At 69.5% G+C, this 25098-nt stretch carries 18 protein-coding genes; 6 read left to right on the forward strand and 12 right to left on the reverse strand.

Annotation, left to right across the window (positions count from 1 at the left end):
• Positions 1-22: 22 nt before the first annotated feature.
• Both DWB77_RS01455 and DWB77_RS01460 read right to left on the reverse strand, forming a co-directional pair.
• Positions 23-1150: a sensor histidine kinase gene (locus DWB77_RS01455; protein ID WP_246033342.1), complete on the reverse strand. Its 1128-nt coding sequence runs from the start codon at positions 1148-1150 to the stop codon at positions 23-25.
• A 333-nt stretch (positions 1151-1483) separates the two neighbouring features.
• Positions 1484-2179 carry a response regulator transcription factor gene (locus DWB77_RS01460; protein WP_120719524.1) on the reverse strand — a complete coding sequence of 232 codons (696 nt, stop codon included), beginning with the start codon at positions 2177-2179 and terminating at the stop codon, positions 1484-1486.
• 186 nt (positions 2180-2365) lie between these two features.
• On the opposite strand from DWB77_RS01460, the gene DWB77_RS01465 reads away from it, so the two are divergent.
• Complete coding sequence (locus tag DWB77_RS01465) at positions 2366-2953, forward strand: alpha/beta fold hydrolase (RefSeq protein WP_120719525.1); 588 nt, start codon at positions 2366-2368, stop codon at positions 2951-2953.
• A gap of 334 nt (positions 2954-3287) precedes the next feature.
• Here DWB77_RS01465 and DWB77_RS01470 read toward each other — a convergent pair whose 3' ends face one another.
• From DWB77_RS01470 to DWB77_RS01485, 4 genes are read right to left on the reverse strand one after another with little or no spacing between them, the layout of a single operon-like run.
• On the reverse strand, positions 3288-4364 hold the full coding sequence (locus tag DWB77_RS01470) for a C40 family peptidase (protein WP_120719526.1): 1077 nt from the start codon (positions 4362-4364) through the stop codon (positions 3288-3290).
• Between the two features lie 24 nt (positions 4365-4388).
• On the reverse strand, positions 4389-4871 hold the full coding sequence (locus DWB77_RS01475; protein WP_120719527.1) for a poly-gamma-glutamate biosynthesis protein PgsC/CapC: 483 nt from the start codon (positions 4869-4871) through the stop codon (positions 4389-4391).
• On the reverse strand, positions 4868-6352 hold the full coding sequence (pgsB, locus tag DWB77_RS01480; RefSeq protein ID WP_120719528.1) for a poly-gamma-glutamate synthase PgsB: 1485 nt from the start codon (positions 6350-6352) through the stop codon (positions 4868-4870). The genes DWB77_RS01475 and pgsB overlap by 4 nt, the downstream gene beginning before the upstream one ends.
• 4 nt (positions 6353-6356) lie before the next feature.
• Positions 6357-8543, reverse strand: coding sequence for a HAMP domain-containing protein (locus DWB77_RS01485; protein ID WP_120719529.1), 2187 nt, complete (start codon positions 8541-8543; stop codon positions 6357-6359).
• A gap of 392 nt (positions 8544-8935) precedes the next feature.
• Between DWB77_RS01485 and DWB77_RS01490 the strand changes: the two genes are divergently transcribed.
• Both DWB77_RS01490 and DWB77_RS01495 read left to right on the forward strand, forming a co-directional pair.
• Positions 8936-9958, forward strand: a complete 1023-nt coding sequence (locus DWB77_RS01490) for a hypothetical protein (RefSeq protein WP_120719530.1) — start codon at positions 8936-8938, stop codon at positions 9956-9958.
• Positions 9959-10550: 592 nt separating this feature from the next.
• A complete protein-coding gene (locus DWB77_RS01495) occupies positions 10551-11999 on the forward strand; it encodes a hypothetical protein (protein WP_120719531.1) in 1449 nt (482 codons plus the stop codon).
• 1212 nt (positions 12000-13211) lie between these two features.
• Here DWB77_RS01495 and DWB77_RS01505 read toward each other — a convergent pair.
• Positions 13212-15383, reverse strand: a complete 2172-nt coding sequence (locus tag DWB77_RS01505) for a TerD family protein (RefSeq protein WP_120719533.1) — start codon at positions 15381-15383, stop codon at positions 13212-13214.
• A gap of 213 nt (positions 15384-15596) precedes the next feature.
• On the opposite strand from DWB77_RS01505, the gene DWB77_RS01510 reads away from it, so the two are divergent.
• The gene (locus DWB77_RS01510; RefSeq protein WP_120719534.1) at positions 15597-16796 is read left to right on the forward strand and encodes a hypothetical protein; all 1200 of its coding nucleotides are present in this window, start codon (positions 15597-15599) and stop codon (positions 16794-16796) included.
• A gap of 183 nt (positions 16797-16979) precedes the next feature.
• Here the strand turns inward: DWB77_RS01510 and DWB77_RS01515 are convergent, their stop codons facing one another.
• From DWB77_RS01515 to rox, 4 genes are all read right to left on the reverse strand, one after another.
• A complete protein-coding gene (locus DWB77_RS01515; protein WP_120727233.1) occupies positions 16980-17435 on the reverse strand; it encodes a hypothetical protein in 456 nt (151 codons plus the stop codon).
• Positions 17436-17920: 485 nt separating this feature from the next.
• Complete coding sequence (locus DWB77_RS01520) at positions 17921-18328, reverse strand: hypothetical protein (protein WP_120719535.1); 408 nt, start codon at positions 18326-18328, stop codon at positions 17921-17923.
• 47 nt (positions 18329-18375) lie between these two features.
• The gene (locus DWB77_RS01525) at positions 18376-18879 is read right to left on the reverse strand and encodes a hypothetical protein (protein ID WP_342777902.1); all 504 of its coding nucleotides are present in this window, start codon (positions 18877-18879) and stop codon (positions 18376-18378) included.
• A gap of 299 nt (positions 18880-19178) precedes the next feature.
• The gene (rox, locus tag DWB77_RS01530; RefSeq protein WP_120719536.1) at positions 19179-20606 is read right to left on the reverse strand and encodes a rifampin monooxygenase; all 1428 of its coding nucleotides are present in this window, start codon (positions 20604-20606) and stop codon (positions 19179-19181) included.
• Positions 20607-21409: 803 nt separating this feature from the next.
• Here rox and DWB77_RS37460 point away from each other — a divergent pair.
• Both DWB77_RS37460 and lanL read left to right on the forward strand, forming a co-directional pair.
• The gene (locus DWB77_RS37460; RefSeq protein ID WP_162952331.1) at positions 21410-21565 is read left to right on the forward strand and encodes an SflA family class IV lanthipeptide; all 156 of its coding nucleotides are present in this window, start codon (positions 21410-21412) and stop codon (positions 21563-21565) included.
• A gap of 151 nt (positions 21566-21716) precedes the next feature.
• On the forward strand, positions 21717-24497 hold the full coding sequence (gene lanL, locus DWB77_RS01535) for a class IV lanthionine synthetase LanL (RefSeq protein ID WP_246033343.1): 2781 nt from the start codon (positions 21717-21719) through the stop codon (positions 24495-24497).
• 18 nt (positions 24498-24515) lie between these two features.
• On the opposite strand, the gene DWB77_RS01540 is transcribed toward lanL, so the two are convergent.
• Entirely contained in the window at positions 24516-24920 is a 405-nt protein-coding gene (locus DWB77_RS01540) for a YunG family protein (RefSeq protein ID WP_120719537.1), read from the reverse strand.
• Between the last annotated feature and the right edge of the window lie 178 nt (positions 24921-25098).

Consider the following 25098-nt stretch of genomic DNA (forward strand, 5'->3'; position numbering starts at 1 on the left):
AGGTTCGCGGTACGTCCCGAGGCTAGGAAGGCTCTTTGTGGGAACTCTGTGATCGCTGGGCGGTGACCGTCAACCAATCGCGGCGGGACGGGAGTTCGCCCTCCTGGGCCGCGTCCCTGGCAGGCAGCCGGACCGTGCACCGGGTGCCTGCCCCGCCCGGCCCCTCACCGATTTCGACGGTGCCGCCATGCAGCGCCGCCTGCTGGGCGACGAGGGTGAGGCCGAGCCCGGAGCCGGTGCTCGCGGGCCCCCGTTGGAAGCGGCGGAACACCTTTTGGCGGTCGGCGGGGGCGATGCCCGGACCCCGGTCGTCGACGGTGATCAGCACTTGGTCACCCTCGGCGCCGACGGCGACCGCGATCCGAGCACGGCCCCGCGCGTCCCTTCCGTGGGCCAGCGCGTTGCCTACGAGGTTGTCGAGCAGGATCCGGATGCCGGGCTCCCAGCCGTGCACCGGCGCGGACCCGGAGCTCAGCGTGATCACCGCGTCCGGGGCGCGCCGCCGGGCCTCGGCGACGGCGGCGTCGGCGACCTCCGCCGCGTCGAGCATCCGGAACGCGTCGGCCTCCACCAGATCGCCGCGTCCGAGCTCGCGCAGCGCCACCAGCATGCCGAGCAGCCGCGCGTGCTCGCGGCGCAGGTCTTCGACCACCTCGGCGCGGTCGGTGTCGGGGAGTTCGGGGTGTGCCAGGACGTCGAGGTTGGTGCCCATGCTCATCAGCGGGTTGCGCAGCTCGTGTGAGGCGGCTGCGGAGAAGGACCGCGCCGTGTCCAGGGCCTGCGCCGTACGGGTGGCCTGCTCGTCGTAGCGGGCGAGGACCGTCTGGAGGGTGGCGGCCAGGTCGTCGACCTCGGCGACGCGGGTCGGCCGGTGCTCCAGACGTACCGAGGTCGCACGGGGATCGAGCCCCGCCGCCGCCTTGCGCAGCCTGCGCAGCGGGCGGGTCGCGCCGCTCGCGATGGCCCAGGCCAGCAGCGCGGACGGCGGGGCGGCGAGCAGCGCGGTGGTGACCACGCGGTTGCGGACCAGGGCGAGCTGGGTACGGCTCGCGGTGTCGGGCGCGAACACCCACAGGGTGCCGGAAACCTGCGTCCCCTTGACGGGCATCGCGTACGCCCGCCAACTGCGGCCCGCGCCGCGAATCGTCACCGGACTCCTTGCCACCGCGGGCAGTGGCACCGAGGCATCGGGCTGAGGACCACCGCTGAACGTCCCGTCGGGCCCGATGAGCCGTACGCCGACATCCAGCGCGGCGCTGAAGAGGCGGCGCTGGCGGTTTCTCCTCTGCGGTCGGCTGATGGTTGGCGGCGGCCCGCAGCAGGGTGCGGGCGTCCAGCGCGATCGCGCCGGCCCGGGTTCGCAGGTGGCTGTCCTCCTCGCGGTGCAGATCGCGGGCGACCAAGGCGAACAGCAGCCAGCCACAGGCCAGAACCAGGAGCGGCACGGTGACGCCGACGGCGAGTGCGATCCGGGTGGAGAGCTTCATCGCTGCTCCCGCAGGACGAAGCCGACGCCGCGTACCGTGTGGACCAGCCGGGGCGCCCCGCCCGCCTCCAGCTTGCGGCGCAGATAGCTGACAAAGGTGTCGACCGCGTCGGTGCGTACGTCGACGTCGTATCCCCAGACCCGTTCGAGCAGTTGGTCGCGGCTGAGGACGAGGCCGGCGTTGCGGGCCAGGACTTCGAGGAGTGCGTACTCGCGCCGGGTGAGGTCGAGGGGGTGGCCGTCGCGCTCGGCGGTGCGTGCCGCCGGGTCGATGACGAGGCCGCAGGCGCGGACCACGTCGTGCGGTGCGGGCGGGCGGCGCCGCAGCAGGGCGTGCAGGCGCAGTACCAGTTCCTTCAGCGCGAACGGCTTGACCAGGTAGTCGTCGCCGCCCGCCTGGAGCCCGGCGATCCGGTCGGCGGTCTCGTCCAGCGCCGACAGCATCAGGACGGGAAGATCGTGCCCGGCGTGCCGCAGCGTCCGGCACACCTCGATGCCGCTCATCCCGGGCATGGACACATCGAGCACCAGCACATCGGGCGGGCTCTGTTCGATTGCGGCGAGCGCGGCCCGGCCGCCGTCGGCGGTGCGGACGCGGAAGCCGTTCAGCCTGAGCCCCCGGTCGAGCGAGCGGCGCACCGCATCGTCGTCGTCCACGACCAGAACGTCCCCGGGACGGCTCGGCCCGCTCATCCGCGCTCCCTCACTTCATCCGGCTACGGCCGGGTCAGCGTACGGGCCTGTCCTGTGTGGCCCCTGACCTGTCCCACGCCGTTTTCAGGAGCCGGTCGAGCGCCGAAGGCCGCGCCTCGCCTTCTCGGCCTTCTTCGGGAAGAAGGTGCAGCTCAGCGCGATGATCACGCAGCCCGCGGCGAGCGCGTGCAGCAGCCCACCCCCAACGCTCGGCGCCGCCGGAGCGAATCCGGCGCGCCCTCAAGGCTGCGGTTCGGTTACAGCCTCGGCGGCTACCTGGTCGCCCGCGCCGCCGCCCACGACCACCGCCTGGCCGCCCTGACCCTCGACGACGGTCTTTACAGCTACGGCGAAGCCCACATCCGCTTCATGCCCCCGTTCCTGCGGGACTGGATCCAGGCCGGCCGCGACGACCTCGCCAACCCCGTCCTGAGCCTGCTCATGCAGAGCGGCACCCAACTCCGCTGGGCCCTGCGCAATGGTGTCTGGGCCTTCGGCGCCACATCACTTGCGGACTACATCCGCCGCACCGCCGACTACACGCTCGACGGCGCCGCCCACCTCATCGACTGCCCCACTCTCGTCCTGGACGCCGAGAACGACCAGTTCTTCCGCGGCCAGCCCCAGCGCGTCCAGGCCGCCCTGACCTGCCCCCACACCCTGGTCACCCTCCCCGAGGCCGAAGGCGCGGGCGAACACTGCCACATGGGGGCCATGGCCCGCGTCAACCAGATCACCTTCGACTGGCTCGACACCACCCTCCCCACCACCTGACGGACGGCGCCGACCACGACATACGGATACGTTGCTGCTGACCGACTTCCCGTCGTTCGCCACCACGATCATGGCCCCTGCCCCGACAACCCGGCCGTAATTGTGACTGAGCGCGACAGAGGTGCAGGTGTCGTCGTTCTGTGCCGAGGCGCCCGCACCGTCACCCAGGAGACGGCACGCACCGGCCGTAAGCCTTGCTGCTGTCTGGAGGCTTGCTGGCTGCGCCGGCGCGACATGTCCGACGCAGCGCGTCTCCGTCACACCGATCAGGCCGTGCCGAACGCGCGTGATGCGGCCGACGTCACGTCAGACGGGACAGAAGGCCCGGCCTGGGTCAGAGCCGCTTCGCGCTGCGCAGCAGCTGTGCGTAGAAGCCGCTTCCGTCGATGCGGGAGACCCCGCCCTTGTCGCCGATCGTCGGGCCGTTGACCTCCTTGCGGCTGGAGATGAACGTCTTGTGGCCCTCGGTGTCCGGTCCCAGGTAGAGGGCTACGTGGTCGAGGCGCGCCCCGGTGTGGTGATCCATCTTGAAGAAGAGGAGGTCACCGGGCTGGAGCACGTCGATGTTCTTGGGGCGTTCGTACCAGGGCGCCGGGCCCGACAGCGGGAGGATGTCCGCGCCGAGGTGGGAGCGGGCCATGCCGTTGGCCGTGCGGGGCAGGCCGTCGCCCTTGTTGTCGTCGGACGCCAGCGGATAGCGGGCCCGGTAGCCGAACACCATGCGCACGAACCCCGAGCAGTCGATGGCTTTGGCACGGGTGGGTTCCGGCTGCTTGGTGGTGCCGTCGCGGAAGGTGTAGGGGATGCCCAAGTAGTGGAAGAAGTCGGACTGTTCGAGCAGGGGCGTGCCGCGGTTTTTGGTGAGGTCCGGGTTGACCGGGCCGAAGTTGGCGTCGCCCGCGTACGCGAGGCCCTTGGCGTCCTTCTTGACCGGCGCTCCGGCGGCGTATTGGAAGGCGGTCGCGAAGAGGTCGTCCTCCTTGGTGGTCGAGGCCTCCTTGAACCAGGTCTTGAACCACGCCTCCTTCTCGGCTCCTTGGCGCCAGGCCTGGGGCATCAGGCGTACCCAGTCCTCCGTGACGACGCGGACCGCGGTGTTCGCCGGTTCGGCGAAGGTGCGTGAGGGGCCCCTGAGGGTCGCCGTGCGCGCCTTGTCGGTGAACGTGGCGAGGATCTGGCCCTGGTCGCCGCGCAGCACGGTGCGCGCGGGGTTGTTCAGGCGTTCCCAGCGCTGCGCACCGCTGTCCTTGTCGATGTCGCCCGCCCCGACAGGGCGGTCCTTGACGGTCTGGACACCGGGCGCCGAGTCCCGCTCCTCGCTGCGCAGTTCCACGGTGAGGTACGCGCTGGACGCCAGCAGGGCCAGCACGGTCAGGGCATGCACAGAGGTGCGCTTCTTCATGGTGGGCATGTCTGCTTCGGCTCCGATCCCAGGTCAGGCGGACGGCATGACGCCGAGGAGGATTCCGGCGGTGAGGACGACATAGGCCATGAGCGTCACCGATCCCGTGGCGAGGAGGGTGGGTCCCTTGGGCTGGCGGACCAGCTGGTACGCGATCAGGCCCGGGACGATGAAGCCGAGGGTCTGGTTGGCGTACATGAGGGGGAACTCCAGGGAGAGCACGATCATTACGGTGGCCTGGAAGGTGACGCCGAGCAGGACGACGGCGGCGAAGAGCCGCTTGCCGTAGAGGATCACGAATTTCTGCATCAAGAGCGTGCCGGCGTAGGTGAGGACGGTGACGCCGGCGACCATCGCGGCGCGTTGCAGGTCCTCGACGAGGGTCAGCGCGAGCCAGCCCGGGGTGATCATGCCGCCGGGTGAGAGGTTGGTCGTCAGGTAGCAGACCAGGGAGAAGAGCAGCCCGATCGCGATGCCGATGGCGGCGATCTCGGGGGTCAGGACGGAGGGGATCAACGGTGCTGCTCTCCTGGGTTGTGCCACTGCGGGGAATCGTCGGCGGGAGGTACGCGTGGCTCGAACGGGCCGCGGATGCGGGCCTGTTCCAGGTGCGCGGGGTGCGCCGGGTTCTGCTGGGGGTACGGGTCCGGGTGCGGGGGCTGCTCCCCCGCGCGCTGCGCGTGGGGTGGCGCGTAGCGGTCCTCGTACGCCTGTGGGTAGGGCTGGTAGGGGTCGAGGTGGGGTGCGTACCGAGCTGTCGTCTCGGCGTCCCGGCCGATGCGCTCGGGTGTGGCAGGGGCGGCGGGCTCCGCGGAGTCGTCCGGCGGGAGGTGCGCGAGGTGTTCGAGGAGGAGTTCGCCCTGGCCGTGGATGTTGCCGATGGCGACGAGCGAGGAGTCGGGCCCGAGCCTGCCGAGCAACTCCCGCATGAACTCCTCGGGGTCGCGCCGGTCTCCGCCGAGGTCGACGGCGCGGTCGCGGTAGGCGGCCGGTATCGCGTCGATGGCGGATTTGGCCGGGTGGCCGATGACGAAGACCTGGTCGGGGTCGAGATCGGGGATGATCTCGCCCATCTGGCCGTTGCGTTCGACGCGGTCGGGCCGGCAGTTGATGACCACGTTCAGGGGGCGGTGGATGGCGCCGAGGTCGAGCAGCTGGTTGATGTTCATCAGCGTCGACTCGGGGTCGTTGGCGGCGAAGACGTTGGCGAAGCGGAGCTTCTTGTCCTCGTGGGTCACGTACCGCTCCACGGAGAGGACTCCGGGGTCCGGCGGGGCGTCGTACATGCCCCGTAGCGCGGTGTCGCGGTCGACGCCGAGGAGTTCGGCGACGACGAGCGCGATGGCCACGTTCTCCTTGAAGGTGAACCAGCTGAAGCCGCGCAGTTCCTCGTCGGTGACCATCTCCGGGTCGGCGTAGACGAGGCGGCAGTTCCGTGCTTCGGCCTCCTCCTGGAGGATGGCGAAGCGGTCCTTCTCGGCGGTGACGCAGATGCCGTTCTCGGGCATCGAGCGGCACAGCGAGCGTGCCACGTCGTCGAGGGTGGGGCCCATCTCGGCAAGGTGGTCCTCGCGGACGTTGCAGAGGACGCCGATCGTCGAGCGGATCAGCTTGGACTGGTTGATCTCCTGGAGCGCGGGCATGACGGCCATGCACTCGATGACCAGGGCGTCCGGATGGTAGGCGCTGGCGCGCCGCACGATGCCGATCTGCTCGACGACGTTGGCGATGCCGAACTTGCGGTAGACCGGCTCCTCGGTGGCGTCCGGATGGATGAACCGGGCGGCGGTTCCGGTGGTCTTGGCGACCGTGACCAGGTTGCCGCCACGCAGCGCGCCCGCGCACAGGCGGGTGATGGAGCTCTTGCCGCGGATGCCGTTGACGAGCACGCGGGTCGGGATGCGGTCGAGGTTGACGTAGTGCCGTCGCTGTTCGATCACTCCGGAGATCAGCAGGACGGCCCCGCACACCACGAGCACGGTGTAGAGGAAAAGCACGGTGTTACTGGTTCCTTCCGGCCGGGGCGTGTGTGCGGGTGGCGCCGTCGCGTTGGCGTTGCTGGTCCTGGAGGCGTTGCCGGATCAGTTCCAGGCTGCGGGCCACGGCCCCTACCTCGTCGTGGTGGCGCGGGTAGAGCACTGTCTTGCGGTCGCCGTCGGCCAGGTTCTCGGCCTGGTCGGCCAGTGCGCGCAGCGGGCGGGCGACGACGATGTGCAGCCAGCCGAGGCAGGCCGCGGCAGCGGTGAGGCCGAGCATGCCGGCGAGGACCGTGCGGTTCTGCCGGCTGTACTCGGGGATGGCGAGCCAAGACGCCGGCTGGGAGCTGACCACCGTCCACCGCAGGGAGTCCGCCACCCCGCCGCCGGAGAACGGCGCTGCGGCGACGACGCGTACGCTCCCGCCGTCGCGCCGCACCTCGCCGTGGTCGGACTTCTGGTCGAGCAGGGGTTGGAGTGAGGAGGGCAGTTTCTGGAAGGCGCGGTATCCCGAGTCGCCGCCGATGACGCGGCCCTCGGTGTCGACGACACGGACCTCGCCGAGTCCCTGGCGCCCGAGCAGTGCGTTGAGGAACTCGATGCGGAACTCCCCTACGACCGCGGCCCCTTGGCGGTCCGGCGCTGCGGCAGTGGCGGTGATGACGGGCTTCTTGCCTCCGTGGCCGCTCACGTCGAAGGCGTTCTCCGAAGGGGCCTCCCCCGCGGAGTGGTGGGGGGCGTGCCCGGCGCGGGCGAGGATCTTGCCGTCGGCGCCGAGGACGTACACCGACTCATAACGCTGGTGATCCTTGAGGGTGCGGCCCAGGACCGCGTTCATTTCCTGGGCGGAGGTGCGGTCGCCGATGAGGGACGCGACGGCGGCAAGGTCGGCGTGGCCCTCGTTGAGGGCGCGGCGCACCCGGTCGCTGAGCGTCGCGGTGCGCGCCTTCTGGTCATGGACGGTCTGGGTCGGCACACGGACGTCGTCCTCGGCCCGGTTGAGCAGCAGCATCAGTGGCGCGGCCCATCCGAGCAGCAGCAGGGCGCAGACGACGAGCAGTGCACGGGTGCCGGGCCTTCTGCGGCGTACGGGACGGGGTGGACCCTCAGCGTCGACGGGTGCTCCGCGCAACTGGCCGCGCAACCGCTCCAGGGCGGCGCCGATCCGCGCGGCCTCACCGGACCTCGGCACGGACACGGGGCGCTCCAGATCGCCGCGGGTGAGACGGCGGCTCTCCAGAAAGAGCCGGATCAAGGGGCGCTGCACCGTGGACAGGAGCAGCATGACCGCGAGGGCGCCGATCACGAGGAGTGCGCCCGCCGCCACGAGGCCGACGGCTGGCCGGGAGAGGCGGGACGCGTGCTTTTCGACACCGACCTGGGTGACGACGGTGAGGCCGAGGGTGCCGGCCGGGGTGGTCTGGCCGGGATCGCCCGCCGCGAGCGTGGCGTAGCCACCGACGGTCTGCCGGTCCGCGACCGTGTCCCCGGTGAGGTGGCCACTGACGCCCGTGTAGCCGCCCGCGCCGGGCGCCTTGGCCGAGATCGCGTTCTGCTTGCCCTTCTTCGCCGCGATGCCCGCGAAGGTCCGCAGTTGCTCCCTGGCGCCCTTGTCACCGAGCGCGCCGTGGCTGTTCAGGACGCGCCCGTCGCCGTCCACGACGCCGATGGCCCGGCCTTCACCGAGATCCACGCCGGGGAAGCTGAGGCTGCTGGAGGCGATCAGGAGCTGCTGGGGCCGGCCTTCCCAGGACAGCAGGGCCAGGGTGACCAGGCGGGTCTGGCCGTTCTCCAGGCGGACCAGGCGCGGAGCGAGTCCTCCCTCGTCGGCCAGGCGGCTTCGGTCGATGGCGGTGAGGGGTACGTTCTCGCCGCGCGCACCGAGGAGCTTGCCCGAAGCGATCTCCATGACGGCGGTGCCGCGCCACTTCTGGTACACGTCGCCGACCTTGTCCAAGACGTCGTCGGCGGCCGCGGGTTGCTGCTGGTTGAACAGGGTCGCGGTGCGGGTCAGATCAGTGATCGATTCGTCGAGAGAGGCACGCAGCGCGATGGCCCCGTCCTCGGCGACGTACTGCTGGGACTTGCGGACGGCCTCGGGGACGAGAGCGTTCTCGGGTTTGCCGAGGGCCAGCGCGGTGATGCCCGCGAGGGTCAGGAGCAGCGTCGCCAGCACAGCAATGGGCGGGCGTATGCCACCTATCAGTGACATGTCCGACCTGCGGCGGACCTTGTGCCGCCGCCTCGATCCCGAAGCCGCCAACGCGACGCTCCTCTTCTGCTTCTTCGGGCGCCAACCCGAGGCGGCCGTCCCACCCCGGGACGCACGAGCGTGCGACGCGAGATCCCCGACCACGAGATAGGTAAAGAGTTGCCTACCTCCGGACAAAATTCACTGAAAAATATATTGGAAAAGATCTTTGCGCAAATCCCTAGCAAATCGCGGGCGAGGAGGGCCACCCGCCTGCGACTCCCAGATAGACAATGCAGGAGGGGATCATTGTCCGAATTAAGCGCATATATAGATAAGCAGTAGATGGGCACTGCACTCCCCTCTTGACCCCCGCCTCCCTTCACGCCCTGCCCCGTATCTTTGGTGCGGCCATGACTGTGCACAGGAAGACAAAAACGATCGCCCTCGCCTCGGCGCTCGTCCTGCTCGGCGCCCTGATCGCGTCGGCCTTCGCCCTCACCGACGGCCGCTCGGGCAGCGGCACGAGCCGGGACGACGAGGCGGCCAGGCACCGCCCAGAGCCCCGCGCGACCCCCTCCCCCAGCGGACCGCCGCGAGATGAACTGGAGCGGCGCGTCGTCGAGTTCGCCGCACCCTTCCGCGGGGACTCCGGATATCGCGTACCAAGCCCCGCCGACCGGCGCGCCGTGGCCGAGTCCGTGGGGCTCGTGCTCGACGGCAAGCGTGAGGAGGCCGGCCAGACCCTCTCCCGCGTCGGCTATCAGCTGCGCACACTCGTCGATGCCGGTACGGGACGGACGTACGCGGAACTGTCCGACCGCAGCGACACCGTGCCCGCGCCCCGCGGCTGGGGCCGGGTCTACATCGATCTGTCCTCACCCGTGCGCTGGTCGGTCCAGGCGCCCCACCCGGTGGCCGATGCCCGCACTGAACGGCTCGGCGCACGGGCCCTGTTGGGCTCCCCCGGCGGTGTCCTCGTCATCGCGGGCGCCCATCGAGACGCGGGGCGGGGCAACTCGGCCGACGTCGCACACCGCCGCGACACGGTCTTCGCGGCGGTGTGCGACGAGCTCGCCGAGCGCGGCCTGCCCGGCATCCAGGTCCACGGCTTCGCCGACGACTCCGATCCCGACCACGATGCCATCGCCTCCACCGGGACCGGCATGGCAGGCCGCGCCGCCGGCAAGATCCTCGCGGACGCCCTACGAGGGGAGGGGTTCGACGTATGCCGGGCGTGGGCGCGCTCCTGCCCCTTGGAAGGCACCGAGAACGTGGAGGGCCGCAAGGCGGCGGCCGAGAACGTCCCCTTCCTGCACGTCGAGTTCAGCAACACGGTGCGCACGGACGACGCCCGCACCAGACGCGCCGTCATAGCCGTGAACACACTCACCGCTCGCTGGGCAGCGGGCCAGAGGAACACGGGGCAGGACTGAGGTCCGGCTCTCGGAGAACCAGCCTGGAGCCGTCATGGCTCGCTGGGGCCCGCCTGCCAGGGGCAGTTGACGTGCCAGTTGCGACCGAGACCTTGTCACACAGGCGCGCCATACAAGGAATTCGCTTCCGCTGCGGCTCTGTGGTCGCTGAAGCATGCGGTCGACGCCTGGGCCACCTCGGTAACTGCCGCACTCGACGCGGGAGTTGTTCTGCGGCACGCAGACCGGGTACTCCAGCGAGCGGAGGATGTCACACGCAACAGCGCGCGTCGTGCGGCACGAGGCTGCGTAACTGCCTGGCCCTATGACCTCTGACTGCTGACGGATGGTCAGGTGTCGCGCCGGCTCGGGGTGGATTCACGAGTGAGCCGTCGGGTGTCGTGCGGAAGGTACCTCCAGGCGATGCCGGTCCTGTCCGCGTGGCGCTTCGAGCGTCGGCGTCGGGCCCTGGTCCATGAGCAGCCACCAGCGGTGCGGCGGCTGGCTGCTGTCCGCGTATCAGGACACGGGGATCGCCGCTGCGGATGACGCCTTATGCTTCCGGATGATCATCTGCGCTTGCCATGCGCACTTCAGCGAAACCAGCGGGGACATGAAGAAGCACACACTGATCACCACAAGCCTCGTCCTGGCTCTCGGCCTTGTCACGGGCTGCTCTTCCGAGGGCGACGGCGACAAGGCAGCCCCCGGGAGCGCGGCCCAGGGTGGCGGCGAGGGCGGCACGCAGGCTCCCAAGGGGCCGGTCTACGCCGGCCCCGCGCTGCCCGGCCTCGCCAAGCGGCAGGCGTGGAGCCTGCCGCCGGCCAGGGCCATCGACCTCGGTGACGTCCTGCTCTTCGCGAAAAACGGTCAGGGTGAGTACGCCCGCGGCGGATACGAGAACGCCCCCTTGGACGGCACGGTCGGCACGCTCTTCTCCGCCTACTCCTCGGACAAGCCTGAGGCGGTGACCCTGGAGTTCAGGAACGTGAACACCGGAGCCGTACGCAAGTCCCTCGACGTGCAGGCCGGCACTGTCGCAGCAACGACCTGGCACAACGGTGTTCCGGCGGTGGCGGTCACCAAGACCCGCACCCAGGAGTCCGACGGGCTGAGCGCGGGGAAGAGCAGCATCACGGTCACTGTCTACGGAGCCGACGGAGCACAGCTCGGCACGATCGAGCACGCGGGCGACGGCAAGGGCGTCTCGATCCACGAAGGCCACCTGATCGAGCAGGATGGGGATGCGACTCTCAAGCTCACATCCATCGACGGCGGCGCACCCCGCAAGGTCACCTGTACGGGCACGCTCGCGCATTGCTCCTTCGACCAGCGCAACAACGAGATCGACGGTGCGCAGGCGCACGCCCCACTGATCACCGGGACGTACGCCTTCCACGTGGAGAACGCGTCCACGTACACGACCGACCCCGAACAGCTCGTCATGTCTGAACTGGCCACCGGGAAAAGGGTGTGGAGCACAGCGGACGTCGTTCCGCCCCAGGGAGTGGCGCTGGACAAGGACCACAAGCGCACCAGTGGTGCCGTCCGCGTCCTCGATGTACGTGACGGGCGGATCCTCACCGCGTGGGCAGCCGGTGCGTTTTCGCCGGACACCTTCGTCACGGCGACGTACGACCTGGCAAGCGGGAAGCAGGTCGGCGGCTCGACCACGTACCGCTACGCCGACTTCCCGGGCGACACGATCAACACGAAGGGCTCCTCGGTCTTTTCTCCCGACCACAAGCTCGCAGCGGCGCACACGAAGAGCGGCACCGCCCTGTGGGACCTCGAAACCGGCAAGGAGCTGTGGAAGCAGGCGGAGGGCGAGACCCGGCTGACGCCCCGCCGCTTCTCCGCGAACGGCGTGTTGTACGGCGACACCGACAAGGCGGGCGGGTCAGGCACGAGCGCGCTCGCGGTGGACGCCCACACGAAGAAGGTGCTGGCCAAGGACCTGCCGAGCGACGGCATTCCGCTGTTTTCCCGGTCCACCGGCTATGGGTACCTCACCACGGACGACGGCTTCTTCGTCTTCCCGGCGGAGCGCCAGGACGGGTGAGGACGACGGGACACCCCCACAGACGTCTTTGCATCGTTGAGACAGGACTGATCACGAGCCGCCACGACCTCACTCCGAGCCAAAAACCTCAGTAGAGGTAGCGGTTCACAACGTCCCGCAGTCTCTCGTCCTCACCCCGCAGCAGTAGCGCACGAGGTTCGTCGACGGGAACGCGCAGAATCTCCCAGTCCTCTGCGTCTCGCTCACCGTCGCCCTCCTCCCCGTAGCCCCCGTCCGTGTCGGAGGGGGGCTACGGCGCCATGACATAGGGCTCGTCGTACTCGTCGGGTGACTGCGCCGGTTCCGGGCGGCGGCACTGCCATACGGTGCCGTAGTTCCGGACCCCGGGTCAGTTCCGGCAGGTGGTAGGCGGAGAAGGTCACCTGAAGAAGACGCGCAACGAAGCGGGATGGCTGGTCATCGCCGTCCGCATTGTCGGCCAGGGACAGCCATGGGTCATCGAGGCGGAACCAGTGCGCGACGCCGTGAGCGCCTGCCGCCAGCACCATCGTCGACTCCCACCAACCGCCAGACTGACCAGCAAGCTATGCCTTATCCAGAGCGGTGACCACGTGGTCCAGTTCTGACGGCATGACCGCGATCAGGACCTCTCCGTCGGACGAATCGCATTCCGCGATCCGGGACCCCGGATTAATTGCCACAGCCTCACGCAGGGACGGCGAGCGGAATCCGGTCTGCAACAGATCGGTCGGCAGAGCAACTTCCTGCTTACCGTAGGAAGACTTCCATACGACGGACCCAGCGCTGATCAGCAGACGTCCGGCCCGCCAACGAGGGCTCCGGGCAGGCCACTTCACCATGCACGGCACTCCAGCAGGCTCCCCGGCGGCTATCGCGGCAGACCTCTGCTGCTGCTTCCGGCGCATCAGCCACCCAACGAAAGCCGCACCGCCCATCCCCATCAAGAGTTCGATCACTCTCGCATTCAAGCACGCGCAGCGAGGTCAGCCCGGAGCGCTATGGCCGGGATCCAGCGCGCGGACGCCCGCGAAGCCACGCCAGGCCGACCGGTACCAGAACCCGTAGCCCAAGAGGTACTGATGGGCAGCGGCATCGAAAAGGCCTCCGGCCGTCCCGCGTACAGGCGGGGGCCGGAGGCCTCAAGTCGGGGGCGAGGAAAGCGAGGGGACTAATTTCAAGGAGTTTGGAGAAGGAAGCCCCCTCATGGCCTCGCCACGGACACGTTAACAGTCAGGCGGGAATCAAGTCACCCAGGTTTTCAGGGGTGATGATCCGTGACTGCGGGTGCAGGCCGTCGGGGCGCTCCAGCCCGATGTACGTGACGGGACCCGCCGGGACCGACTTGCCGTCCCACGAGGTGACCGTCGTCGCGCTGCCGGTCATCAGCTCGGTGAGGTAGCGAACGGTGAGCTGCTCGCGCTCGACGATGCCGCGCAGCAGCGTCGCGACCGTCACCCGGTTCTCCTCCACCCGGTTCGCCGAGGGAGCCCCCTTCAGGTACAAGTGCAGCCACTTGGCCCGCCATGTGCCATCGGATCCGCGCAGGAAGACCAACGGCAGGGCGACCCGGCCCGGACCCCGCAGTTCCGACTTCATGCGTACGGTGCGCGCCTCGAACGGGAGACCCTTCTGCTCGCCCTCGCGCAGCATGAATCCGAAGAACGACTCCTCGACCTCCTCGAAGCCCTCCCCGGAGAAGATGTTGATCTGCGGCACGATGCAGTGGGCGCGCACGGCCCCCAGGCGCAGGTTGATGAACTCCGACGCGCCGTCGGGGGCGTCCGTGATGTCGCCGGAATGCTCCCCCTCGACACCACGCAAATTGGTGTACGACAGCCAGGAGGCGGTCGAGTAGTCGGCATTGAGGAGCGCCGCGGACAGGTCGAAGTCGGTGGTGCGCTCGCTCTGCTTCCAGTGGACGAAGAAGCGGAGCAGCTCTCCGTCGACGCGGGAGACCGAGCCGCGCGGCAGCACTCCGAGTCCGGACGCGGTGGCCTTGCCACTCAGCGGCAAGGCCACGTCCAGGACGTCCGGGTCGATCAACAGGTGCTCGCGGGCCGCCAGTCGGCGACGCAGCTCCGTGTCGAGCACGGTGATCAGCCGCTCGCGCTCGGGCGCGAACACCGGACGACGGGTGTCGTCGGTGACCCAGGCCCGGCCGAGGCGGTTGATGAACACGCGCCGCTCACTGGTTTCCCGCTCACGGTTGTGCAGGTGCTGGCGCACCGACAACAGGACGCGGCCGGAGACGTCGGCAACGCTCCGCTCGGCGGCGGCCACGACCGCGTCGCGCTCGTCCTGGGTGAAGGAGTCGCGCAGCAACTGGTCCAGGGCGCGCAGCAGCTTGCCGGGCGCGACCTTGAGCAGCCCGACCGCGGCGGTGGTGTCGCCACGGGCGAGCAACTCCTCGACCCGGCTGTCGAGAGACCGTGCCGTCTTCTCGCCCCGGGCAACGGCGAACACGTCGGCCGCGTGCGGCCACTGCGGGTATTCGTGCGGGTGCAGCCGCTCGCCGAGTCGCTTCCACATCTCGCGGTCGGCATGTACGTCAGCGAGTTTCGCCGGCCCCGCGGCGATGACCGCGTCGAGGCCCGCGAGCAGTGCCCGGCGCATCGAACGGGGCAGGCTCCGCAGCCGCGTCGGCTCCCGCAGCGTCACGTCGCCGCCGACGAGCGCGCAAGCCAGGCGCAAAACGTCGGTGACCGTGTCCAGCAGCGGGGCCGCTCCGGTCATCAGCCGGGCCTGGTTGACCACGGCCCGGTTCTCCCGCACGGGGATCTCCTGCGGCTGAGGCCCGTCGGCGCAGTGGCCGGCGAGATCCTGCAGGTCGCGCAGGCCGTCCTCACCAAGTGGGGTGGCACGGCCCGCCAACGCCAAGTAAAGCGCGGTCAGTTCGTCACCGAGCGAGGCGCCCAGGTGAAGGACCGTGATGCGGTCGCCGGCCGCGGCGATCAGCTCGTCGTGGTGGGCGAGCATCTCGGCGTAGGTGTGCCGGGGGTTCCCGTACGAGGGGAGAGTGAGCAGGTCCACCACACCGGTGCTCAGCTGCTCCAGCGTGCTCGTGCGCGTGGTGGCATCGGCGAGCGCGTCGGCGATGCACTCCATCCAGAAGTCGAGGGTGTCCGGGACGTTGGCGGGGAAGTCGATGAAGTACGCGTTGTGCTGGACGTGATCGCCGACCATCTCCCGGACGGTGTGCAGCGTCCGCACGGCGGTGTCGACGACCGCCTCCTCGGAGAACCCCGACAGGTGGGCGAACAACTCTGCTGAGAGCTTGAAGCCCACGGACATCAACGCGGCGTCGAACTGCCGCGCCGCGACGGCGCCTTGACCGGCGGCCCCCGTGAGGCGGGGGACGCGGTGGGTGTGCCGGATGACCAGGGGTTCGAGTCGGTGGACCATCCCGGGATGATCCCAGGGCGGGGCAAGCGGTCGCACCCGGATTTCTTCGGACAGGACAGGAGGCGACGATCAGGCGGTGGATGGCGGCCATGGTCGGCTCGTCTCCGAGGAGGACGGGCTCGACCAGAGCGATGTTCGACCTGGGACCTACCGGACTCAGGGATCCGTTCGTTGCCCGTGGTCCGGGGGCGGGCGGGCTGTCATGGTTGACATATGGCCTTGCAGATCTCGTACAGGGGTGGTCGGCTCGGTGAGGATCTCGACATCACCGTCTACTGGTTCCCCCGGGAGCCGGACCGGCCCGCGCACTACGTCTCCGACATCCTGGGCGCATGGCGCGTGTCGATACCGAGGGACGTGGACGCGAGCGGTACCCCGCAGGAGATCGTGTCATGGAACGACGCCGCGGCCTCGTTCGTGCAGCGAATCGCCGCGGAGGATCGCGAGCTCGCCAAAGCGGAGCGTGCTATCGGGCGTTGGGGTCTGCTGGTGACGCGTCGACGGGCACAGTTGAGGTACGACGACGCCCGGACATCCTTCCTGGAGGCCGTGCGATCGGCGGCAGCGGCCTACCAGCCGGTCCGGGACGTCATCGAAGCGCGCCTGGCCGAGCGCGAGGCCCATGCGCGCGAGGCGGCCCGGCGTGCGTATCAGGGGAAAGAGCGTCAGTGGCGGGACGAAGCGGCCCGGTTCAGGGAATGGGAGCGCCGTCAGGAGGTGGCTGATCGGCCGCTGCCCGGCGGACTCAGTCCCCGCGAGATGGCCGCCAGCGGGGACGCCCCCGTCAACTGGCCGGCAGAAGTGCGGTCGTTGGTGGGTGACACCTCCTCCTGGTGGACAAGTGTTCGCGCGTCGGAACGCAACAGGCGGGCGAACGCACAAGCCGTACGGAAAGTCACCGAGGCGATCAACGGGGTGGCAGCCGCGCTGGAGGAGACCGGCCGACCGGGCATCAGCACGATCAGGGGGCGCCCCTCCGAAGTGCTGTGCGGATGGTGGATCCACTTCGACTGGTCCGGCCTGCCCGACACGACCCGGCTGCGGACACCGCCTGCGAACGTGCCCGCTGTGGGCCTGGAGGACAAGGACTGGCACTACCAGCTGTACCTGCCGTCCTCCCGGGTTTTCGCCGTGTACCGGTCCGGCGAGTTCGGGTTGGCCGACGAACACGGTTCCAAGATCCCGTCGGGGGGCTACGGCACTACGTACACCTGGTTCAAGCGAACCATCGACCAATTCGCGGAGGAGCTGTTCCGCAACCGGGTCATCATCTTCCGGCCCCCCGGTCACGACGGTCACCGGTCCTACCCGATGACCGACCACGCGGACCCCGACGTGTACGAGCCCTACGTCGAAGCCGTGGCAGAGCAGACGGCGGCTCACTTCCACGCCCTGCTCCCGAACCGGCCGTAGGGCACCCGGCGCCATACCTGCCACCGAGAGGTCAGCGGGCGTCCCGCCACTGACCATTGCTCGGCCGCCAACAGGCCGCGCAACTGGGGGCATTCGCCATCGCGCATCGGGACGGCGAGTCACAACTGGAGAAACACCGTGTGTGTTGGGGGTGTGGGGGGCAAGACCGACCGGTTGTGCCTCTCAGACCCCGGCCGTGCAGAAGACGCACGCCTCCCAGAACGGCAGCGCGTCCAGTACCCGGTGGCGTAAACATGAGGCCATCGCGGCCTCCTGCGGCCCGGGCAGGACTCCTGTGCCGCCGTGCGCGGTCGTGACGTCGAATTCCTCCACCATGGCCCGGTACGTGCGCAGGTACCCCTCGGCCCGGGGTGGCTCGTATGTCAGTTCCTCCCACCGGTGCCGGGAGAGCGCCAGATCGAGGACGCGCAGCAGGAAGTCCTTGGCGGCAGCCCGCTCCTGTGGTGTGTCCCCCCAGTCGAGATCCGCCAGGTCGAACCCGACCACCCCACGCCCCATCACGCTCTGGTCCTGGAGCGTCAGCAGCGCGGCGAAGCGAAAACCCCACGGCTCGTGGGCCAGCGCGGACACGGCGAGCATCAGCACGTCCACGAACACCGCTGTGCCGCCGTTGGTCATCTCCAGGTACCGGCCCTCACGGCCGCGGCTGCCAAACACGTTCACGTCATGAGAATAGAGAGCGGGGCAGGCGGACGTACGCAATGCCCGGTCGTCAGGATGCGTGGCCGTAGTGTCAGTGCCTCGCCCTAGATTCCGGGCGATGGGGCCGGAACGGGGCCACCAGCACTGGAGAACGGCAAGTCTCCCTGGTCTGCGCGGGGGTGGTTACGGCCCAACCGGCGTCCAGGCATCCGTTGAGTGCCACACTGCAGCCCGACAGCCCGGCCCCATCACACCCTTACGGCACATTCTGCGGTAAGGGCTGAGCCGACGGGCCGGTCACCGCACTCGCAGCCCGGTTTCTCAGAGCGTGATGACCATGGGGCGAGACAGGCAGGACCAACGGTCAAGTCTGCGGAGCTCAGCGGCGCAACGGCCCTCCCATACCTCCGTGCTCGCATGACACGCCTCTACCTGCTCAACGACGCGCATGCAGGCAACCGTCAGTCGGGAAGGACGCCAGTCACCCGGTCTCGGTAGTTCTGGAACGCATGCCAGCCTGTGGGCTCCTGGTCGGCGAGCACCTTTCCGGTGGAGCAGTCCAGGGCCTTGCAGCCCAAGGCCCTGCCAAGTCGGGTGACAGAGGTCAGTACGTCGTCGCCGGATCCACGGATGTGGAGCATGACCGTGTCCACTGGACTGTCGGCACCAATGTTGAGCTCGATCGACCAGGTGGCTCCGCACAGTTCGCCCCAGGCCGGATCTGAAAGATCGGCCTCAGGCGCGGCTCGCGCGACGGCGGCGAGCACGTCGCGCTGAGATCCGAGAGGGTGCGGGCTAAAGCCGTCGGGTATGTCCTGAACAGAGGCGACGTCGTCGGGCAAATGTAAGAGAAGCACGTCCCAGCTCATGTGAACCTTTCAATGGAGGGGTGGTGAACGGCAGGAGCGGGCCCTGGCTACTGATCCGACCCCGCGCGCAAGCTCTCGAGGACGCTTTCGGGTATGGACGTGCCGAACGGCACTGGCACTGTGACTTCGACTTCGTCCAGGAGGAAAGGCGACCCGGGAGCTTCGGGCGCCCAGCCCTTGGCACGGGCGGTTTGAATGGCTGCGGCAACGCTGGAAGGCAGAGCGGGACTGGTCAGCTCACTCATCCAGTTGCCAGGATGGGGGCGATCGGTGCGAACAATGAGCGTGGTGCCCGCAGCCTCCGTGTGTTCGACCGCGTAGATCAGGGGCGACCAGGACATTCCTTGGTCGTAGGTCGGCCGTCGTCGCACTCTCCACCTATAGGCGACGCCGTCGACGACGATGCGTCGTGAGCCCTTCTTGGGCAGTGCCATGTTCAGCTCCCAGCGGATCAACGGCAGAGTCCAGCCATTCCACCACCCACCACTGACATCACTGCCGTGAGCCTCCACAAGAAGTGGACCGGAGACGTAACTCACCAACAGCGCCACGGAGTTGGATGGAACGTGGCAGAGCAATGTTCCGGACGCGCTCACGCCCGGCGTGCCGCCTGCCGGCCAGCGCGTCGAGGACGTATCACCGCTGTGTGCTGCCCGTATTTCTGCTGAGGAAATGCCCATGAAAGACACTCATGCTCTGGATATCTCCTCGCCATACCCTTCCGAGCTGGTCGCTCTGCGGCCTGGAGCGGGTAGAGCGTCTCCTCACGAGCGACAGCTTTGCGTCCCCGTTCCGTCCGCGCAGGCCTGGTGAGCTGCGGGCCCGGCGGGCTTTCGGGCCGTATGCACGCTCAGCTGACCGCAGCGCCGAACCACTGGCCAAGCCGGTCGAGCAGATCCTGCTGATCGTCGCCAACCCACGCCACATGGCCGTCCGGCCGCAGCAGCACCGCAGGCGCGTCCAGTTCCTTGCTGGTGTCGGCGACGTGGTCGACTCGATCTGCCCAGCCTGCCACCGAGAGGCGGCCGGTCTGGTCGAGCAGCAGCCCGCGGCCTCGGCGCATCAGCTCGTAGAGGCGACCGCGCTTCAGTTCCACGTCCCGGAGTCGTCGGCCGAGCAGTTCATGCCCCTCACCGAAGTCGTAGCGGACCCCAATCGCCGTGATCTTCTCCACCAGGTACCGGCTCACCTCCTCGAAGTCCATCAGTTGCGACACCAGTCGGCGCACTGCTTGGGGACCCGGCTCGACGGACATCAGCTCCATCTGCGCGCGGGTGTTGTCCAGCACATCGGCGGCCACCGGGTGCCGTTCGGTGTGGTACGTGTCCAGCAGTCCCTCCGGTGCCCAGCCGTTGACTTCGGCGGCCAGCTTCCAGCCCAGGTTGAACGCGTCCTGGATGCCGAGGTTGAGCCCCTGGCCGCCGGTCGGCGGGTGGACGTGTGCCGCGTCGCCGGCCAGCAGCACCCGGCCGGTCCGGTAGCGCTCGGCCAGCCTGGTGGCGTCACCGAAGCGGGAGAGCCATCGCGGTGAGTGGACGCCGAAGTCGGTGCCGGCGAGCTTCCGTAGCTGCCGCTTCAGCTCGTCCAGGGTCGGCGGGACCGTGCGGTCCGCGGCCACCCCTTCGGCGGGTGCGACGATGCGGTATACCCCGTCCCCGAGGGGCATGGCGCCGAACCGCTTCTGGGTCTTGCGGACTTCAGTGATCACGGCGTGCAGCGTGTCCGGTGCCGCGGTCAATTCCACCTCGCCCAGAAGTGTCTCGACCCTGGAGGGCTCACCGGGGAAGCCGACGCCGAGCAGCTTGCGCACCGCGCTACGGCCGCCGTCGCACCCGACGAGGTAGCGCGAGCGCAGTCGCGTACCGTCGGCAAGTTCGGCGGTCACGCCGTCTTCGTCCTGGCTCAGCCCTACGAGTTCGCAACCTCGCCGGATCTCGACGCCGAGTTCGATGGCGTACTCGGCAAGCAGGCGATCGGTGGTGGTCTGCGGGATGCCAAGGGTGTACGGATGTGCGGTGTCCAACTGGTCCGGCGCCGGCTTGTCAATGGCGGCGAAGAATCCACCGACCGGGTGCCGCTTGCCGAGCGCGAGGAACCGCTCCAGCAGACCTCGCTGGTCCATCACCTCGACACTGCGCGCGTGCAGGCCGAGCGAGCGGACGATCCTGGTCGGCTCCGCGTCCTTCTCCAACACGAGCGCGTGGACGCCGTGCAGCCGCAACTCGCCGGCCAGCATCAAGCCGGTCGGTCCGCCGCCGACAACGATCACATCAAACATGCCCCCCCTTGAGAAGAGTTTCACGTCGGCCAGCTGCTGCTGCTCTACTCAGTCCGGCGGCGCGCACACCCGGCCCTCCGCGGCGCGCCGCGAGCCCGCAACCACACCACGCGTCCCACCGGGGGCGAGTCCCACCGGGGGGCGAGTCCCACCGGCGGTTTCCATCCCGAGTCCTGGCCTCGGCCGACGATTCTGCGCCACCACCCGGGCCTTGCCGCAAGGCCCCCCTTGCGATATAAGTTGAAAGTGGCAAGGAGTAGATGACCTCCTTGCCTTTCTTTTTTGCTGCCCGTTGCGAACGGACAAATCCCTCCGGCGTCGGGCTCGCGACGCGAGCCGATATCGAGATGTGGTCGCCAAGTATCTGCCATTGCGGATGAAGGGTCGACAAGTCACCCGGACAAGGGCGGCGGGCAGCGTGACACGGGCGCGCACCGCAACGGGCAGGGGGGCGAGGGCAGTTGCTCGGGCGGCCGGCTCGGCGAAGTGCCCGGACTGGCCGGCGCGGACGAGCCAGGCGGCGCCTTCGGGGCGCGGCATTTCGCGCCCCGGGTCCGTCTGCGTGATCCGCGCCTACGCCCGCAGCCGTACGGCCGGCGGCCGGCGGCAGGCGGCCGGCACCCAGGGCCGCGGGGTTTTCTGCCGTCTTTCTTTCCAACAGGCTTCAGTTCTGGCCACGACTCCGGTGTAGTGGCTTCTGCTGGTCAACCGCTTGCGCATATGCCGCCGACCAGTGCGCCACGCCATGCACGGATTCAGGACGACCACCTGTTCATTCACTGGCAGAGGCAGGAAGGATCGCTATGAGCCCCACGCAACTCCAGATCCGCGAGGCGGGTCCGCTCGACCTCGAGGAGCAGCTCATCGAGTTCGAGGACGACGTGGACCCCGCCCGTCGCATCGAGGCCTGTCTGGCCGACCCGTGGGTCACCGCCACCACACGGTTCGCCTGCGACTGAGCCGGTTCGGCCAGCACGGCCCCGGCACTTGAGGCCGGGGCCATGCTGGCGTCCGGAGCGCGGCACGGCAGACACGCGGTGCGGAAGGCCGGGATCCAGGGTCCGTTGGGTGGAATCCGGTGGCGGCAACCGGGGTGGAGGTGGGGACCGCATGCGGTCGGCCCAGCAAGACGACGTACGGAACGCGCGCGGCGATGTACAGAGCGCGCGCGACGACGACGTACGGAACGCGCCCGGCGACGTACAGAGCGCGCGCGGCGACGACCTGCCGGTCCCATGGCACGGGGACTCCCGCGGGACGCGACACGGTGCCATGCCGGACCAGGGGGGCGGGCCGGAGAGCGAGGGCCCAGACGAGCCCGTGGACGACGCGGCGGTATTGCATCGTCACCTTGAGGTGTTGCTCGGAGACGCCCCGCGACGGCTCGTCGCGGACGAGATGTGGCTCTACCTCCTCGACCCGGCCATGCCCTCGTACGAGCACGGCTGGAAGCTCCACGTGTCGACCCGGGCCGAAGGACTCGCTGAGACCATGCGCCTGGTCGCTCCGGTCCTGCTGCGGCATACCTGCGACGCCAAGTTCGCGGTGAGCACCGCCGTGCTGCGTGACCTCAACAGCGGCGAGCGGGATCCGCGACTCGTCGGCAAGGCAGTCACGATCTATCCGCGCGTCCAGGACTTCGTGGCCATCGCCCATGAGCTGGCCGATGTCCTGGCCGGCCGCATCGGCCCCCGCGTGCTCAGCGACCGCCGTGTGCGAAGCGGCGCACCCGTCCACTACCGGTACGGCCCGTTCCGGTCTGCCGGGGCCGACGGAAGCATGCTCGTCATGACTGGTCCCGACGGGCAGACCTTCACCGCTCGCGCGGGAGCCCGATACCGTCAACCTCCTTGGGCCGCCGACCCGTTCGGCCGCCCCGCGCCCGCCGAGACCTCGTCCACCCCGCTGATCGGCGCCCGCTACCGCATCACCGCCGGTGTCGCGCGCTCGCCTCGCGGAGACGTGTTCCGGGGCATCGACACCGTGACCGGCGCCCGGGTGGTCGTCAAACAGGCCAGGGCGTACATGGCGGAGGACGCGCAGGGGATCGACGCACTCGGCCGACTGGGACACGAGCACCGGGTTCTGGCGGCGCTCGACGGCGTCGAGGGTGTCCCCCGCCTGATCGACCATGTGCGGCACGGCGAGGACGAGTACCTGGTCATGACCGACTGCGGGCCGACGGATCTGCGCCGCGACGTGTCGCAGCGCGGCCCGTATGCCGCGCGCGGCAGCGACTCGGATCGTCAACTAGGCTCCCTGGCACGTCAGTTGATAGGCATTCTCGACGCGATCCACGCCCGCGCCGTCGTGGTCGCGGACCTCAAGCCCCACAACGTGGTGCTCGGCTCCGACGGCGCCGTCCACGTCGTCGACTTCGGCATCAGTGCCCTGGACGGCGACCGTCCCGCCGGCGCGACGCGTGGTTACTCCCTCCCGGTGTACCGGCCCGACGCCGAGTCCGACCCGGCGGACGATCTTTATGCGCTGGGAGCGACCCTGCACTTCGCGCTCACCGGCATGGACCCGGTCGTCGTCGACCCCGACCGCGCGGTCAACCGGGACCGGACCCTGGCCTGTCTGGCCGCCGCGGCCCCCGGCGCCACACTGCGCCCGATGCGCCTCCTGGTCGCAGGCCTGCTGAGTCTCGACGGGGCCGAACGGAGCGCCACCGCAAGGCGGTTCATGGCGGGCCTGCCCCTGCCGGCCGGTGCCGGTGGCCCGTCGACGGCCCCACCACGCCCCTCCCCCGCCCTCCTCGACGAAGTGATCGCCCACACGGTCACCATGAGTGTGGCCGCGGCGCGGAACCTGTGCGGGCGGCCCGGCACACACCATCCCGGCGCGTCGCTCACGCTCTACGCGGGCGCGGCCGGTGTGGGACTGGAGCTGCTGCACCACCAAGACCGGCCGGGCGTTGCGGAGGCCGTCGCCGAACTGGCCCGCCAGACCGTCCGCCATCCACAACTCCCGTTCCTCAACGGGTCGTTGTACGTCGGCCGGACCGGTATCGACGTGTTCCTCGACGCCGCAGCCGCACGATACGCAGACCTTCCGGCCCGCCCCGCACCTTCGGCCCCTCCCCTTCCCGACGGGACCGGCGACCAGATCGGCGGAGCCGCAGGCGCCGGCACCGGCCAACTGGTCCTGGCAGCGCAGGCCGAAACCGACGGACGCGCCGCCGATGCCGCCCGGCACACGGCTCTCGCCGCAGACCATGTGGCCGCGCTCCTCGCCCGCGCGGCGGACCCGGCCCCCGAGCTCCCGCGGACGGCATCGTCGTCGGACGCGGCGTACGAACTCGGCTTTGCTCACGGCACCGCGGGCATCGTGCACTTCCTCTACGCGTATCAGCGGGTCACCGCCGACCATTCGGTACGCGCCGCCGCGTTGGCCGGCCTCGATGTCCTCGCGGGCCGCTTCCCGGAGCTGCTGGCCCTGGCCGGCCGCCCCGAAGCCAGCCGTCGCTACGGCTCGTGGTGCCGGGGACTCGCGGGCATCGCGGCCCTCCTGATCGACGTGGGAACCAGCGAACAGGACGAGGCACTCCTCGACCTCGGCCTGAGCGGCGCCCGGACCTGTCACCGCATCGCTCCACGGATGAGTCTGGTGTCCCAGTGCTGCGGCCTGTCGGGCGTCGGTGAGCTGCTCGTCGATGCGGCGCTCGCTACGGGCGACACAGAGTACTGGTCCGCGGCCGAGGACGTCGCCTCCCTCATCCTGACGCGCAGCGGCGGCACCACACGCCGCCCTTTGTTTCCCGACAACACCCTCACCGGCTCCGACGTGGCCTGGGCCACCGGCAGTTCGGGCGTGCTCACCTTTCTGCGCCGACTGCGCGACCGGGACACCGTCCGGCTGTGGGCACCGCCAGGCCCCGTACGTCCATGACCGCTCCCGCCGCCTCGGTCAGACCGGCTCCGGCAGGGGACCCAGGTGCTCGACGACCCGCTCGCGCAGGAGGAGGTATTCGCCCCAGCGACGCGGCAGCGGGCCCGGCGGGCGAGGGACAACCCGGGCCGCGGTGATGCTCTGTCCCCGTATGAACTGCTCGCGCGTCAGGTCGAGTTCCAGACCACTGGGCAGTCGGTTCCACCAGTGGAATCCGTGCCGCTCCCCTTCGAGGTGGACCTCGCCGACCACGAGGTCGCCGCCGAAGATGTCGTGGACGATCAGAGCCGTGATGTCGCAGTGCCCCCAGGCCGGGTTGTCGGACCCCCAACCGGCGCGGGTGATGTCGTCCGGGGAACATGTGTCGGCGGCCCAACTCGCCCGCAGGGCTTGTTCGATGTCGAGCAGACTCCAAGGGTTCATGGCCCCACCATCGCAGCCACCACTGACAACGAGGGCGCCGGCGGACCGTGCTGCCCGCCGTCCCGCGCGCCGGCGTGTGGCCTCGTCGTCCGGGCCGTCCGGGCCGTCCGGGCCGTCCGGACACGCTCCCGTCCTGTTCCCGTTGGCCCCGCGCGAGCGCGAAGCTTCGCTCCCCGCA

It is taken from the genome of Streptomyces hundungensis, from assembly GCF_003627815.1.
Lineage (GTDB): Bacteria > Actinomycetota > Actinomycetes > Streptomycetales > Streptomycetaceae > Streptomyces > Streptomyces hundungensis_A.